Source organism: Holdemania sp. Marseille-P2844, assembly GCF_900120005.1.
GTDB lineage: Bacteria > Bacillota_I > Bacilli_A > Erysipelotrichales > Erysipelotrichaceae > Holdemania.
This window is the reverse complement of the sequence record NZ_LT635453.1, coordinates 405,682-421,327: the sequence shown is the minus strand read 5'-3', so window position 1 is coordinate 421,327 and position 15,646 is coordinate 405,682. Positions and strand designations below refer to the sequence as shown.

Genomic DNA, 15,646 nt, shown 5'->3' with positions numbered 1-15,646 from the left:
TCACCTCAGTCAAAGCATACCCGTACAGGACAGTTTTTTCAAGGAAGAATGTGAAAATAATAATTAAATGTTCAGAAATGAGGACAAGTTGCGGAAATAAGCGAAAAAAAGACAGTAAAAATCCGGCTTGACTGTCCCGGTGACGGATGTTGTATTCTAAAAATCAGAAAGAAAGACTCATCATAACATGAGTTAAAAGAGGAAAAAGAAATGCGAATGAAGAAGTTCTTCCTGCCCCTTCTGGCAGCGCTCCTGTTCGCAGGATGCAGCGCAGCGCCAGAAGCGCAGACCCCAACTGTAAAATTTGATGCGGAAGTCGACTACCTGATCATCGGCGGCGGCGCGGCAGGCATTGCCAGCGCGGTTGAAGCTGCGGATCAGGGCGTTGAAAACATCATGATCGTTGAAAAAACCGGAATGCTGGGCGGCGCGGCCGTTTACTCCGGCGGAATCTTCGGCGGCGTGGAAACGGAAGTCACCAAAGCGCTGGATCTGCACGTGAATGTTGAGGATGTGATTGCGGAGCAGCAGCGGGAAAAGCACTACATTCTGGATGAAGAATTAACCCGGCTAACGATTGAAAGCGCCGGCAAAACGATCGACTGGATGATCAATACGCTGGGCGTTCCGTTTCAGCCGGAGGTCATCGTTAAAGACGGTTACGGTACGTTCCCGACCATCCATCTGGTCGAAGGCGAAGGTTCCGGCTTGCGCGAACCGTTTGAAAAAGCTGTTGCGGATCGTTCCATCGACGTGCGGCTGAATACGGAAGCCAAAGCCTTAATCATGGAGGAAGGCCGTGTCATCGGCGCGGAATGTGTGAACGAAAACGGCGAAACAATCCGGATTAAAGCCAGGGCGACGCTCATGGCTACCGGCGGATACAGCGCCAACGGGGATTTGATGGCTGCCGTGGCCGAGCAGAACCGCTATTTTCAGACGTCGAATTTAGCTTATCAGACCGGCGATGGTCTGGTGATGGCTGCTGCGGTGGGCGCAGGCGTTCAGAATCTTGATCAGATTCAGGTCTATCTGCGCGAGGTTGAAAACCGTACGAGCCAGTTCCCATATATGTTTACGATCTTTGTCGGTCAGGATGGCCGCCGCTTTATGGATGAGAAAAGAACGGCGCAGACCTGGAATCAGGAAATCAAAGATGACGTCGTTGATCTGTATGGAAGAACCGGCGTCGATTATTTCTGGAGTCTTGCCGACGAAGCATCGCTGGAAATGATGCAGATCGCAGACGCGGCTAAGGATCATGAAGGCGTCGTCGTTGCGGATACGCTGGATGAGCTGGCGCAGAAAACCGGAATCGACGCGGAAACGTTAAAAGCCACCGTTGATCGCTGGAACTCCTTTGCGGCAAAGATGGAAGATGAAGATTATGGCCGCACCGCGCAGTTCTGGTTCCCGATCTCAACGGGCCCGTACTATGCGTTAAAGACGACGTTCTTCTCCAGCGTTTGTCATGGCGGGATCACGAAAAACAGCAGCGCTCAGGTTACGCGGATTGACGGCAGCGTCATTGACGGCTTGTATGCCGCGGGTGAAGTGACCACCGTGACCAATTCCAACGGTTATACCATTTCCAACGCGATCACGTTTGGAAGAATCGCGGCTCAGCATGTCGCTTCTTCAATCCAGGAAGTGAAATAAGCTTCCCTGCACCGCTGTTCTATAAGAATCAGCGAAACAGACGCATCGCAATCTCAGTGATTGCGGATGTTTCATCGAAAAACGTCGTTCTATTATCAGAAACGACGTTTTTTGTTTTTACCTTCAACGATCCAAAACAAAAGGACCGCAGAAAAGGATCGGACACATGCCTGCTCTGTCATCGGCAATGTTCGCGCAATCCCGGCTGAATTTGACCTCCCGAATGTTTTGCGGCGGCCTTTTTGCGGCGACCGATCTTGCGCGGCACCATCAGAAAAGCGGCCTTCGCCGCTTTCGTGAATTACTTGTTTTTCTGTGCGTTGCGTTCCAGCGCCTCAGTCAGGAAGATCCGCAGTTTGTCCATGGTTTCATCGCTGACACAATGTTCCATATGACAGGCATCTTCCTCCGCTGTCGGTTCGTCGACTTCCAGCACTTCCGTCAGAAATCGTTTAAACAAAATGTGCCGGCTGTAAACTTTTTCGGCATATTGGCGGCCGGATTCGGTCAGGTGGATCGTACCGTAAATTTCCTGATGAATGTAGCCGGCATCCTTCAGGACGCCCATCGCCTTATTGACGCTGGGCTTGCTGACGTGAAGCATGGCGGCGATGTCGCTCATTCTGACGCTCGGGTTGCGCTGTTCCAGAATCAATATGCTTTCCAGATAATTCTCTGATGATTCATTAATTCGTTCCATAATGATCCTGCCCTCGCTTTCTGCTTTTTATTATAACAAATCCTTTGAATCAGAACAACTAAACCGCTTTCTTTCTTCGCAAATTCCAAGCTTGAATCCCAAACTGAACCGGCAGCCCCAGCCTTTGCTCGCGCGGGTACAGCGTCGGCCAGACGGACAGGTTAAACTGCGTCCGGCGGTCTCAGATCCTGAACCCCCCACAATATCAGCTGTAAGCAGCCCGCAGTGCATTCTGCGTCGTGCTTATTTTTCTTATGATGGAAACAGAACGTTTTCATCAGGCTATTCCCCCTCGCAAAAAGGAATCCGAATCGGATTCCTCAGCCCTTTTTTGAGATTGTCTTGGCAGCAGAAATTATCGACTTATATAAATAAGGAAACGACATGGTACACGACAAAGGAAACGCAATAGGCCACGCTGATTTGAAAGCCCATCGACTTGAGCGTATATTTCCAGCTGCCCGCCTCCGAGTGAATCGCTGAAATGGCCGCGACGCATGGCGCGTAAAGCAGCACAAACGTCATGAACGCGATCGCCGAGGCCGGCGTGAAGACGCGGGTCAAAACGCCTGAAAGCTGCGAAACATTGCCGACGTTGTACATGACCGCCATCGACGAGACGACGCTCTCCTTCGCGATCAGCCCGGAAATCAGCGCGATCGCCGACTGCCAGTGGCCAAAGCCCAGCGGGATCAGCAGCGGCGCGATCAACCGGCCGATCGTCCCCAGAATACTCGAAGTCGGATCCGCCACCATCTGCAGTGTGAAGCTGAAATTGGTCAGCACCCACAGCAGCACCGTCATCGAGAAGATGATCGTTCCGGCTTTGATCAGGAACCCCTTGGCCTTCTGCCACATGTGGATCATCGTGACCTGAAACGACGGAATCCGATACGGCGGCAGCTCTAAAATAAATGTGGATTCATTCTCTTTAAACACCGTATGGCGAAGCAGGAAGCCGCAGCCAATCGCAACCAGAATGCCCAGCACATACATGCTGAAGATCGCCACGCCGGAATGTTCCGGAAAGAAAATCCCGGCAAACAGGGCATAGACCGGCAGCTTCGCGCCGCAGGACATAAACGGAATCAACAGGATCGTCATCTTGCGGTCCTGTTCATGTTCCAGCACCCGCGAAGCCATGACGGCCGGCACTGTACAGCCAAACCCCATCAGCATCGGAATGAACGCCTTGCCATTCAGACCGATCTTGCGCAGCATCCCATCCATCAGAAACGCCGCCCGGGACATATAACCGCTGTCTTCCAGCACTGACAGAAATAAGAACAGAAGCATGATCTGCGGCATGAACGACAGCACGCTGCCCACCCCGCCGATCACCGTGTTGACCAGATCCAGCGCCCACGGCGCCACGGCCATCGAAGTCAGCGCCACTAACAGATTTGCTGCGAGCACGTCGTTGATCAACGTTTCAACCCAGCCCTTCAGCCCTTCGCCGATCGGGCCGAAGGTCACGATGAACATTAAAAATAAGATCAGAAAGAAAACCGGAATCCCCAAATACTTGTTGGTGACGATCATGTCGATGCGGTCGGAAACCGACGTCTCGCTGTCGCTCTTTTTTACGCATTGCTTCATCATCGCTTCGATCAATGCGTAGCGCATGTCTGCGACCGCCATGTCGATTTCCCGTTGTCCCCGCTGAGCGCAGAATTGCTTCTGCAGCGACTCCAGTTCGTTCAGCTGCGCTTTGGACATCCGCAGATCGCGGACGATCACCTCGTCGTTTTCCAGCATTTTCATCGCATAGAACTTGTCGTGGACATGATCGTGCCGGCAGGCTTCGCGGATCACGCTGATCTGTTTCAGGATCGCTTCTGTCGCCGGATCGTAGTCCAATACCGAGCTGTGTGTGTTGTGAACCAGCTCATGAATCAGTTCTTCCATGCCGCTGCCGTTTTTCGCGCTGATTGCGACAACCGGCGTATCTAACAGCGCTGCCAGTTTTTTCAAATCTATCGTTATGCCTTTGCCCTTCAGCTCGTCAAGCATGTTCACCGCGATGACCATCGGGATGCCCAGCTCCTTCAGCTGTAAGCTCAGGTACAGGTTGCGCTCGATGTTGGTGCCGTCAACGATGTTTAAAATCAAATCCGGATGTTCGTCCATGATGAAATCACGCGCGACGATTTCCTCCATGCTGTAAACGGACATCGAATAAATTCCCGGCAGATCGACCAGCGTGATTTCATGCTCCTCAATCTGAAAGGAACCTTCTTTTTTCTCAATCGTAACGCCCGGCCAGTTGCCGACATGCTGCCTGGAACCGGTCAGCCGGTTAAACAGCGTCGTTTTTCCGGAATTCGGATTGCCTGCGAGGGCGACTTTAAAATTCATTAACCGACCCTCCTGACTTCTATCGTTTTCGCCTCGTCTTTGCGCAGCGATAATTCATAACCGCGGCAGCGAATCTCAATCGGATCGCCCAGCGGCGCTACTTTTCTGATAAACAGGACAGTGCCTGTGGTAATTCCCATATCGATCAAACGTTTGCGGATCGCCCGTTCCCCGCTGACGCCGAGAACCTCCGCTTTTTCGCCGACCTGACAATCAAATAAGGTCATGCCATTCCTTCTTTCTAACTGTTCCAGTACAATTTTAGCATGGTCCCCAGCCATGTCAACGCATTTAGTTAAGATTAACTAACTTTATTAGCGTAAGGCAACTTCAGTGTTGTAAGTTGCCCGCAGGCAAGGGGGAAGCAAAAGTAAAAGAAGCTCTCTGCCGCCAGCGAAAGAGAGCTAAGATTTTGATCATCCTGATTGATTTTCCTGGGGGAAATTGTTAGGCAATACAGGGGGTGAGGATGATCAATAAGAGGAGGCTGCGGAATTTTCACCTTTCCTTTGAAAGTGAAAATCCGGGACCGCAGCGAACTTGATACACATGCAGGAAAGAGGAGATTTTAGCTGCATTTAAGTTAGTATTATCTAACTTATGATTAAATGTTACCACAGGATAACTGTTCTGTCAACAAAAAAGGCAGATTTTTTTCTGCCGTTATTTTTCGTTGGAAATTTCTTTCAGCCAGATCGTTTGATCCTGATGCAGAAACGCTTCGATCTCCGCCTTATAAAACGGATCAAGCTTGCTTAACCGCCCCTGATTCAGCACCAGCGGATCGATCCAGCGCCGCTTCGCTTTGACCTGCAGCCAACCTTCCTTTTGCCCCGGTACGACCGCCCGGCGCAGCTGATGCAGCTGGCAATAGGCGTCCCATGCCTTACAGCTTTGATCCTCTTGTTTCAGCCTGGCAATGACCTGCGGTTCACTCGTCATCAAGTCCTCCAGCGACAACACGCGGCGATGCAGTGCAGACCGGATTAAATCCGCCAGCCGCTGCATGGCATAGCGATCCTCATCCGCGACATAAATCCAGGAATTGATCAAAGCCAGCCGAGCGAATTCCCGTGCCCGCCTGAAGGAGCGAAACACCAGCTCCGGCTGACCGTGTTCATCATGAGCGGCGATCAGATCCGCATAGATCGCCCGCAGCCGATCCAAAGGATAGGCTTGAAACGCCAGCGCGTTGCCCAGCGTATATTCCAGCCGGTCTGCCGACAGCTGCGGCGAATCGTTATCCGCAATCGGATAGTGATGATAATCGCACACCTGTTCCGTACTCAGTCCGGCGCGAGTTAACAGCCGCTGCAATTCCGGCGACTGTTCAATCACCCGGCGCGTCGGCCCTTCCGTCGATTCCTGCGTCAGATGATCCTCGTTGAGGAAGTCGATCACATGCGCGAACACCGGCGTGCTGATATCATGAAGCAGCGCCGCGATTGTCTGAGCCCGATCCTGCGTGAAATGCCAGACGATCAACGCGGTTCCAACGCTGTGTTCATAACGGAAATAGGGTTTCGTCAGATGGCGATAGATCGGGTACCGGGTATATTCCAGCCCGCAGTTCATGCCAATGTCTTTCAGCCGCTTCATTGCGGGGATTTCCATCCACGGACGCAGCCATTGTGGAAAAGAACTGATATACACGGGATAAAGCGCACCTTCTTTAATCATCCGCCGACCTTCTGATTATGCCGGTACAACAGCACCGCAACGGCGATGATCAGTGCGTAGCCGACAAACGACAGCGCGTCCGGGATCTGACCAAAAACAATCCAGCCCAGGATTGCCGAGAAGACGACCTGGGAATAATCGAACACTGAAATTTCCTTGGCCGGGGCATAGCTGTATGCCGCCGTCACGCTGAACTGGGCGCAGGCCGCGGCCACCCCCGCTAACAACAGCGAGATCAGCTGAAACAGCGTCATCGGCGCGAAGCTGAACACCAGATACGGCAGCGTCACCAGACAGGAAAAAGCGGAAAAGAAGAAGACGATCAGCGGTCCGCGCTCGCCGCGCTGACTTAAACCGCGCACACAGGTATACGCACTGCCGGCGGCCATCGCTCCCGCAAAACCGACTAACGACGGCACGATCTGTTCGATCCGCAAGCCCGGTTTAATGATAAACAGACTGCCGACAAACGCCGCCACAACGCTCAGCTTCTGCACGTTATCGGCTTTTTCCTTCAGGAACAGCGCCGAAAAGATGATCACAAAAAACGGCGAAAGCTTGCTTAACATCGACGCGTCGGACATCACCAGATGATCGACCGCATAAAAATTGCACAGAATGCCGATCGTACCGAGCGTCGAGCGCAGGATCAGCAGCGGCAGATTCTTTTTCTGGAATCCAAACCCCTGATGACTGCGGATCAAGATCGCCGCCGCAACCCCGGCCGCCACCAGATTGCGGAAAAAGCTTTTCTGAATCGACGGCAGATCGCCGGATAATTTGACGAACAAATTCATGACCGCGAAGAAAAATGCGGACAATAAAATAAACTGAACCCCTTTGTTTTTCATTCCTGTTCCCCCTCTGCAAACACCCAGACCTCCGCTGTGGAAAGCTCCCTCTGGTAACGATAGCCCGCCACGTCCAGCGAACGCACGTCCGCGCGCCGCGTGATCCGCTGATCGACGATCTGACGCGCCATCCTGCCGCGCAGCTTCTTCGCTTCCATCGACGGCGCCTTCCGGCCGTTCTTCACAAACTGTACCGTCACCGCATCGGAAACATCGACCATCCGGGCGTACTCCTGCGACGCCAGAATCAGCACCTCCTCGCCGTCTAATGCCTGCCTTAAAAGCGGCTTCCACAAGGTTAACGGTGTCAGCGTGCCGGCTTTATCGACCGGATCCAGCCGGTACGGCCGAATGAAATCCAGCGGTCTTAACAAGCCGTAATACGCGGATAAAATCCGCAGGTGTTCCTCGCAATAGCGCCAGTCCTCCGCGCTCAAGGTTTCTGCCTGGAAATTGCGGAATGCTTCCCCATGAAAAGCGGCCAGCGCGGCGGCCGCCGGCTGCGGCTGATTCATCCGCGCTCTGTTTTCCAGCGCTGCTTTTTCCGAAAGCTTAAACTGCTTTTGCCATTGATCGACGGTCAGTTTTTTCAGTTCCTCATGAAGCAGCTCTGTCGTTTCCATGTACTGCGGAGTCTGCCCGGCAGGCACATCCGGCAGCGGCTGCCTGCGGAAGGTTTTGGCTGGCGATAACAGAATCTTCATATTAACGCGGCGTAGGCCTCGGCCTGATAGCCGACTAACACCTTGTCTTCCTTAATTAACAGCGGACGTTTCACAAGCATCCCGTCGCTGGCCAACAGCGCAATCATCTCATGTTCGCTCATTTGCGGCAGTTTTTCCTTCAGCTGCAGCGACTGATACAGCCGGCCGGACGTATTGAAGAATTTCTTTACCGGCAGGTGGCTGAGCGCGATCCACCGTTCCAGTTCTTCCGCGGTCGGATTTTCCCGGGAAATATCCCGTTCTTCAAACGACAGCCCCAGCTGATTCAGATGTTTCTTCGCTTTCATGCATGTACTGCATTTCGGGTAGCATAAAAATATCATGGATTTCCTCCTGTATCCTTCATTCAAATCAATGTCTTTATTGTAGCGGAAAGCCGGGTTGATTTTCAATGCTAACGATCTATTTCATCGCCAGCGCGCTGCGGGCTGCGATCCGGCCGAATGTCACGGTATCGGGAATTGAACAGGAGCCCAAACGGTTTGCGCCGTGGATCCCGCCCGTCACTTCCCCAGCCGCATACAGACCCGGAATCGGGTGGCCTTCGGTATCAAGGACGCGGGCTTCGGTGTCAATCTGCACACCGCCCATCGTGTGATGGACGGACACGACGGCGGAGAACATCATATACGGACCTTCCCCTAACGGCTGCAGCTGATCGGTCCGGCCGAAATCCGGATCCTGACCGGCTGCGGCGTATTGATTGTAGCGATCCACCGTCGCTTGCAGCGTCTTAACCGGAATGTCGAAGAACGCCGCGCATTCTTCCAGCGTCCCCATCGCCAACACGCCCTGGTCATAACAGCGCTGCACCTCCGCTTCAATCGTTTCATCCAGCTGCATCTCGTCGACAACCGACTGTTCGATCAGTTCGTAGATCATCGCACCGGTCTGGTTCAGCGCAGCTTCGGATAAATTATCGCGCGTTTCCTTTTCGTCGACAAACCGCTGCCCTTCCTTATTGACTAACAGCGCGTTGGCGGTCAGGCGGGCGTAATCAAGAAAATAATAGTTGCCGGTAGCCGGATTGTTGACCGGATAGAGCTGAATGTATTCCATCCCCACCAGATTCGCGCCGATCGCTTCCGCCATCCGCAGCCCGTCCCCGGTGATTGCCGGGGAGTTGGTCGTCGGGATGCTCGCGTCGAGCTTGTTCCAATGCGTGTCATACTGCATCCGCATTTCCACATTCGCGCCGAAGCCGCCGGTCGTCAAAATGACGCCTTTGCGCGCGTAAAAGCGCAGCGGCCGGCCGCCGCGGGTAGCCTCCACGCCGATCACCCGGCCTGTTTCATCCTGCAGGAAACGCTCTACGCGCGTGTTGTACTCCACCTTTACGCCTGACGATTCCGCTTTGCGGATCAACGTTTCCACATACTGCGGACCATCGCCGATGGGCCACAGCGTGCGCGCTACGGTATGCCCGCCATACCACGACTGATGATCGCGGTACTGCACGCCGACGGTATCGCGCAGCCACTCGGCGTTGCTTAAAGCATTGTCTGCCAGAATCCGCACCAGCTCCGGATTGCCGAGATTTTTTCCACCCTTCATTAAATCCTCATAAAACAATTCAGGACTGTCGTTGTCGATGCCCTCCTGAAGCTGCACCCAGTTGCCCGGCGCGGCAAATTCCCCGCCCGACATCCGCGTATTGCCGCCGCCAAAGGACATTTTTTCCACAATGCAAACTTCATCATGGCTTTGCGTCAGCGCTTCGATTGCCGCTGCGAAACCCGCGCCCCCGCCGCCGACGATCAGCACGTCGCATGCAATTTCCTGTTCCTCGTTTTCCTCGTCGCTCCAGCCCAGCTGATCCTCGCGGATCCCGGCCTGATCGAGCGCATCCTGCACGGCTTCCAGAAAACCTTTTGACGTGTACGTCGCGCCGCTGACGACTTCGACCTGCAGGGAATTCTTCGACAGAATTTCATCGCTCATCTGCACCATCGCCGTATCGAAGCCCGGGATTTCATTATGCGAGAGAATCTCGATGTGCTGGATCTGGTTGCGGTCGATCATCACATCGACCTTGATCTCGCCCTGCTTCCCCTGACCCGTACCGGTAAATGTCCCGCTGATGCGGCCCTGTTCATCCATCTTCCCCTTTGCGGCTGAGGAGGCAGTGCAACCGGAAAGCGCCAGACACAAGGCCAGCGCGGTCAATGCCCGCTTCATTCAGAATCCCCCTTCGTCACTTCGCCGCGGTATTCTTTGGGCGAAAGACCGGTTTGCTTCTTAAAAATCCGGGAGAAATAAAACTGATCGCTGTACCCGCACCGTCCGGCAATTTCCTTGACCGGCAGTTCCTTTTGGGCTAACAGCTTCTGCGCCAGCTCCATCCGCAGGTCGGTGATCAATTCCACCAGCGTCTTGCCCGTCGCGGTTTTCACAAGCTTGAACAGCGTCGAATGGCTGATCGAAAATTGTTCCTGCAGCTTCTCGGCGTTAAGATCCGGATCGGTAAAGTGTTCATATAAATAACGGATCAGGGACGCCGGCTCCGGCTCGGCCTCCTTTGCCTGGCGGATCAGCTTGCGTTGTTCCATCCGCTGCTGAAAGCGCGCCACGGACTGACGCAGCGCGTCTTCCAGCTCCTCATCCTCCACCGGCTTCAACAAATAGAAATCGACGTGATGCTGGATCGCTTTCTGGGCATAGCTGAAATGATCGTAGCCGGAAAGAATCAGAATCACGCAGTCGGGATCCTGCGCGCGGATTTGTTCGATACACTCCAGCCCGCTCATCAGCGGCATGTTGATATCCAGAACGAGCAGATCGGGCGTCATCTTCTCATAGTATTCCATGACCTGCCGGCCGTTTTCCGCAGCCGCGACCACCTGAATTCCCAGATCCAGCGATTCGATCTGACGGATTAAGCCCTTGCGGATATTTTCTTCATCGTCCCCGACCAAAGCGCGGATCATACCGATTCCTCCTTTCCTTTCACCGGCAGCGTCAGCGTCACGCACGTGCCGACGCCAGGGGTGCTGTCAATGCTCAGACGAGCTTTTTCGCCGTATTCAATCCGGCAGCGGCGCAAGACGTTCTGCAATCCGTAATGGCCTTCCATCTGTTCCTTTTGCAGCGCTTCGCGCAGCGCCGTCAGCGTGGCTTCATCCATCCCTACGCCGTCGTCCCGCACCTGAATTTCCAGCTGATCCCCGATCAAGCGGGCGCTGACCTGTATTGTTCCGCCGTTCTCCTTCGGTTTCAGCCCGTGATTAATTGCGTTTTCCACTAACGGCTGAATCAGGATTTTCAGCATTGGCAAATCGCGTGCGTCCTCCGCCAGCTCCAGCGTGGAATTCAGCTTCTGACCATAGCGGATTTTCTGCATCGTCAAATAGGCCTCGGTATGTTTAAATTCCTGCGCCAGCGTGATTTTTTCCTGACCATTACTTAAAAAGATCCGGAAGTAGGTCGACAGCGAGGTGATCGCTTTGGCCACCTCGTCGGCGCCCTGAGCCTTCGCCATCCACTTGAGATTATCCAGCGTGTTGTAGAGGAAATGCGGTTTGATCTGCGCCTGCAGCACCTTCAGCTCAGCCTGGCGTTTTTCCGCCTGTTCCTGATAAATCCGATCGATCAGCGAAATGATCTCGTCAAGCATCGCGTTGTAGGATTGACCCAGCGAGTCGATTTCATCATGCGTGCCCGGCAGCGTGTAGTAGGCGTCCAGCGTACCTTCCTCGACCTTTTTCATCCGTCCCTGCAGCGAGCGGATCGGCTTGAGCACCCACTGCACTAACGAAGCGCCCATCACGATGTTGATCAACAACAGCACGCAGAACAGAATCAGCACGCCGATTAAAATCTGATGGGTTGAGCGGCCGATCACGGAGTCCTGCACCAGCGTGCAGAATACCCAGTCGTCATATTCCGTAACCGGCGAAACAAACAACGTCGCCTGCTTTCCCCGGGCGTCGCGGACACGGAACTGGTCGGAGCTGGTAATCGAGCGCATATCCAGCTGATCCAACGCGCTGCGGGAAAGAACATTTTCAACGAAATATTCCTCGTCGGTCGTGATCAGATCTTTGTTGCGCGTCATGACCCAGCTGCGGCCTTCGTAGATCTGAACCGGATTGACGATTTCCTTTAAGCGCACTGTCGGGATCGCGGCGCAGATCAGCGCTTCCTTGATCCCCGTGCTGCCTAAAATCGGATAGTAAAACAGCATCACCTGCCGGTGTTCAGGATTGGTCACCGGCAGCGACAGAATAAATTCACGGTCATTCTGATAGGCTTGTTGGTAGTCGGTGTGATCCATCAGGTTTTCCACAGCGCTGGAGTTGATCCAGCAGAAGCCGTTTTTTCCGATATAAGAGAAGGTTTCCATCGTTTCCCCATTCTTCTTGTAAAGCTCGGTGAAGCGGTCGATCAACGGCGTAATCTCGCGCACGTCCATTGAGCTGAATGCCGGAATCGCGGCGATCGTGCGGTATTCCACCGCCATGCGCTTCACCCACATGCTGACCTCGTTAGCCTTTGATTCGACCATCTGGCTGATTGCGAAGCGGGTCTGGGTCATCGTCCGGGGACGCACCGCAAAGCCGATATACGCCCCCAGCGCGGAAAAGACCAGCAGGCTGGCCAGCGAAAAAAAGAAAATGATTTTATGCCGGATGCTGAACTTCATCGCGCTTCCCGTCCCCTTTATTTTCTTTATTTTACCATAAATCGACAGCCGCACGGCAGGAATTGCGTAAACGGGAAGAGCTTTTTGTCTTCATGGAAAGTGATGCATCACTGCTGTTTTTATATCAAAACCACCCGTAAAACGGGTGGTATCCTCTGGCCCTATAAGGGCCTTTTGTTGCACTGGGCCTTCGCCCATTGAGGCTTGACAGCTGCAACACTTTCTCCAGCTGCCTCTCAAAGAGGCTTCCCTATTGCTTTATTTCACCGGCTCACCCGTAAACGGGTCGATAAATTCCTTCATGCTCATTTGATCTGCCAGTTTGTCTTCCTGCAACTGGTTTTGAATATACTCTTTGATTACTTTTTCATTCTTTCCTACCGTATCCACATAGTACCCTCTTGCCCAGAATTTTCTGTTCCCGAATTTGTACTTCATGTTGGCATGTCNCATCAAAACCACCCGTAAAACGGGTGGTATCCTCTGGCCCTATAAGGGCCTTTTGTTGCACTGGGCCTTCGCCCATTGAGGCCTGACAGCTGCAACACTTTCTCCAGCTGCCTCTCAAAGAGGCTTCCCTATTGCTTTATTTCACCGGCTCACCCGTAAACGGGTCGATAAATTCCTTCATGCTCATTTGATCTGCCAGTTTGTCTTCCTGCAACTGGTTTTGAATATACTCTTTGATTACTTTTTCATTCTTTCCTACCGTATCCACATAGTACCCTCTTGCCCAGAATTTTCTGTTCCCGAATTTGTACTTCATGTTGGCATGTCGTTCAAAGATCATTAATGTTGATTTACTTTTCAAATATCCCATAAACTCTGAGATGCCATACTTCGGTGGTATTTCGATCAACATATGCACATGATCTGGACACGCTTCCGCTTCCAATAGCTTGCATCCCGGTTTTCTTTCGATCAACATTCTCAAAATCTTTCCGATGTCCAACCTCAATTTGTTATAGATCACCATTCTTCGATATTTTGGAACGATGATGATGTGATATTTGCATCGCCATGTTGTGTGTGATAAACTGTTTTTGTCATTCATTTGACAAATACCCTCCTTTATTTTGTTGTTGGCTGTCAGACCTTCTTCATTATATCGGAGGGTATTTGTTTTTTTAACACTTTAAGCTCTGGCACCACGCGCATAGCACGTGGTATCCACTTCGTATGAAAAAGCGGCGCTTTGCGGCAGCCGCTTTCAGATCCTGTTATTGCTTTTCCGATTTCTTGTTCAGATACGCGTCGATCTTCTTTTTCTGATCCTCCGGGATCGTCCGTTCAATCGGGAAGACGGCGCTTTGATCAAGCTGATCCAGAAAATTCAGCACCAGCTCCGTCGTTTTTTCCAGACTTTCAGCGCTGAGATAGCGCAGGACGTCGTGACGGTTGTGGATATAATTGGCTCCCTTTTCGCCAAAACGCATAAAGCTGACCGACGGAATGCCCTGATCGGAAAACGGCACTTCGTCGCTGGAATACACGTCGCTTTTGACTTCCAGCTGAATCCCGGTCTGGGCGGCATAGGTTTGCACCATCGCTTCCAACGACTGCGGGCCTAAGCACCAGGCGCTGTCATGACCCAGAATTGCACCGGCCACGTCGACGTTCAGATTGAAGCGGATCGCTTTTAAATCTTCCTCATGGGTGTCGACATAAGCATGCGAGCCTAACAGCCCGCGTTCCTCGCTGCCGCACCAGATAAAGCGCAGCGTGCGGTTGGGATGATGGTCGTGGTAGTGCTGAAGCAGCGCCATCAGGATCACGCTGCCCGCCCCGTTGTCGTACACGCCGGTGCTGTATTCGACTGAATCATAATGCGCCGTCAGCACGATCACATCCTCCGGCCGGGTTAAGCCCTGAATCTCCGCAATGACGTTCTGCGAAACCGCCGGTGCAGATTTCTGACGCACGACCAGCGTGACCATTTTCGGGTTTTCCTGAACCAGCCGCATCGCGTCGTGTATCGACATGTTCACGCCCGGCAGTTTCCCCAGCTGTGCCAGCTTTTCCCGCAGCTCGCGATGGGCGATATCCGTGGCTTCCTCCTCATCGCGGGCTTCGCCGTTATAAGTGATAAACCCCACCGCGCCGCTTTCAATCAACGCCTGATACAGCTTATAGTTCAGATAACCGTTGACCAGCACGATCTTCCCGCTGGCCTGCTGGAGACTGACAGGCCCGGGGATTTCCATATAATAGAACGGCGCGGTCAGGCCGCTTTCGTCGGTTTCCCCGCAGTTGCCATAGGCTGTGACCGGATAGCTGTTCTTTTCGGTAGCGCAGCGGACTTGTTCGATCTTCCAGCCGGGAACCTCAAACATTTCCAGCCGGGCTTTTTCCCCGCGTTCCTCAATTTCATCCCGCAGAATCTCCGCCGCCCGTTTTTCCTCTGCCGTGCCGCTGACTCTTACAAAGCCGATCTTTTGAAGTAATTCCCATTGCGTTGTGCTCATTTCTCATCTAACCTCTTTTCATAAGCGACCCTCAGACTCAGATCGCGATGCAGCTGAATGACGCCGCAATATTGATAATGGTGTTTTTCCAACAGCCGCCGCATCGAAGTATTGTCCTGATGCGTGTCGATTTTCAAACTCTCTACCCCACGCTGCCGGCACATCTGTTCCGCCTGTTCCAGAATCCAGCCGGCAATCCCCTGACCTTTGAGCTTATCGTCAACCGCAATCCGGTGGATTACGGCATACGGCCTCTCGGTCAGCCATTGGCCGCTGACCATCGTCGTGTAATTTTCGTCCGGCGCAAAAGCGATCGTCGCGCAGGCAGCTACCGCGCCGTCAAGCTCGGCGACATAGGCGGTTCCGTTTTGAATATCCCGACGCAGGGTCGCTTCGTCAGGATAGCCATCCTGCCACTGATCAATTCCGTGGGCTTTAAAATATGCCTGAGCTTGATGCAGAATCGTCATGACCGCCGGCAGATCTTCTTCTTTCGTCACCCTGAATCTCATCGTGATTCCCCCTTTTCTCCTATTGGATATGCTTTGTTTTCGAGCCGGGAAACC

The 15,646-nt window shown here is 53.1% G+C and carries 14 protein-coding genes and 1 pseudogene; 1 reads left to right on the top strand and 14 read right to left on the bottom strand.

The genetic code is table 11. The features are described 5' to 3' along the window. Positions 1–210: 210 nt before the first annotated feature. Positions 211–1,659: an FAD-dependent oxidoreductase gene (locus BQ7364_RS14590; RefSeq protein ID WP_072685387.1), complete on the top strand. Its 1,449-nt coding sequence runs from the start codon at positions 211–213 to the stop codon at positions 1,657–1,659. A gap of 301 nt (positions 1,660–1,960) precedes the next feature. Here BQ7364_RS14590 and BQ7364_RS14585 read toward each other — a convergent pair whose 3' ends face one another. From BQ7364_RS14585 to BQ7364_RS14520, 14 genes and pseudogenes are all read right to left on the bottom strand, one after another. Then, positions 1,961–2,359, bottom strand: a complete 399-nt coding sequence (locus BQ7364_RS14585) for a metal-dependent transcriptional regulator (RefSeq protein ID WP_072685386.1) — start codon at positions 2,357–2,359, stop codon at positions 1,961–1,963. A 363-nt stretch (positions 2,360–2,722) separates the two neighbouring features. Then, positions 2,723–4,717, bottom strand: a complete 1,995-nt coding sequence (gene feoB / locus BQ7364_RS14580) for a ferrous iron transport protein B (RefSeq protein WP_072685385.1) — start codon at positions 4,715–4,717, stop codon at positions 2,723–2,725. Next, positions 4,717–4,944: a FeoA family protein gene (locus BQ7364_RS14575; RefSeq protein WP_072685384.1), complete on the bottom strand. Its 228-nt coding sequence runs from the start codon at positions 4,942–4,944 to the stop codon at positions 4,717–4,719. Before BQ7364_RS14575 ends, feoB begins: the two co-directional genes overlap by 1 nt. A gap of 436 nt (positions 4,945–5,380) precedes the next feature. Beyond that, positions 5,381–6,397: an HD domain-containing protein gene (locus tag BQ7364_RS14570; protein WP_072685383.1), complete on the bottom strand. Its 1,017-nt coding sequence runs from the start codon at positions 6,395–6,397 to the stop codon at positions 5,381–5,383. Beyond that, entirely contained in the window at positions 6,394–7,248 is an 855-nt protein-coding gene (locus BQ7364_RS14565) for a DMT family transporter (protein WP_072685382.1), read from the bottom strand. The genes BQ7364_RS14570 and BQ7364_RS14565 overlap by 4 nt, the downstream gene beginning before the upstream one ends. Then, complete coding sequence (locus BQ7364_RS14560) at positions 7,245–7,952, bottom strand: YaaA family protein (protein ID WP_072685381.1); 708 nt, start codon at positions 7,950–7,952, stop codon at positions 7,245–7,247. The genes BQ7364_RS14565 and BQ7364_RS14560 overlap by 4 nt, the downstream gene beginning before the upstream one ends. Next, positions 7,949–8,296: an arsenate reductase family protein gene (locus BQ7364_RS14555; protein ID WP_072685380.1), complete on the bottom strand. Its 348-nt coding sequence runs from the start codon at positions 8,294–8,296 to the stop codon at positions 7,949–7,951. Before BQ7364_RS14555 ends, BQ7364_RS14560 begins: the two co-directional genes overlap by 4 nt. A 79-nt stretch (positions 8,297–8,375) precedes the next feature. Then, positions 8,376–10,151: a flavocytochrome c gene (locus BQ7364_RS14550; RefSeq protein WP_072685379.1), complete on the bottom strand. Its 1,776-nt coding sequence runs from the start codon at positions 10,149–10,151 to the stop codon at positions 8,376–8,378. After that, on the bottom strand, positions 10,148–10,900 hold the full coding sequence (locus BQ7364_RS14545) for a response regulator transcription factor (RefSeq protein WP_072685378.1): 753 nt from the start codon (positions 10,898–10,900) through the stop codon (positions 10,148–10,150). Before BQ7364_RS14545 ends, BQ7364_RS14550 begins: the two co-directional genes overlap by 4 nt. Further along, a complete protein-coding gene (locus BQ7364_RS14540) occupies positions 10,897–12,669 on the bottom strand; it encodes a sensor histidine kinase (RefSeq protein ID WP_234973197.1) in 1,773 nt (590 codons plus the stop codon). The genes BQ7364_RS14545 and BQ7364_RS14540 overlap by 4 nt, the downstream gene beginning before the upstream one ends. A gap of 204 nt (positions 12,670–12,873) precedes the next feature. Beyond that, a pseudogene (locus BQ7364_RS14535) lies at positions 12,874–13,062 on the bottom strand (transposase); the annotation flags it as partial. 139 nt (positions 13,063–13,201) lie between these two features. Beyond that, the gene (tnpA, locus tag BQ7364_RS14530) at positions 13,202–13,669 is read right to left on the bottom strand and encodes an IS200/IS605 family transposase (RefSeq protein WP_072683757.1); all 468 of its coding nucleotides are present in this window, start codon (positions 13,667–13,669) and stop codon (positions 13,202–13,204) included. Between the two features lie 166 nt (positions 13,670–13,835). Then, positions 13,836–15,080, bottom strand: coding sequence for a M28 family metallopeptidase (locus BQ7364_RS14525; RefSeq protein ID WP_072685376.1), 1,245 nt, complete (start codon positions 15,078–15,080; stop codon positions 13,836–13,838). Beyond that, positions 15,077–15,592, bottom strand: coding sequence for a GNAT family N-acetyltransferase (locus BQ7364_RS14520; protein WP_072685375.1), 516 nt, complete (start codon positions 15,590–15,592; stop codon positions 15,077–15,079). Before BQ7364_RS14520 ends, BQ7364_RS14525 begins: the two co-directional genes overlap by 4 nt. Positions 15,593–15,646: the final 54 nt, after the last annotated feature.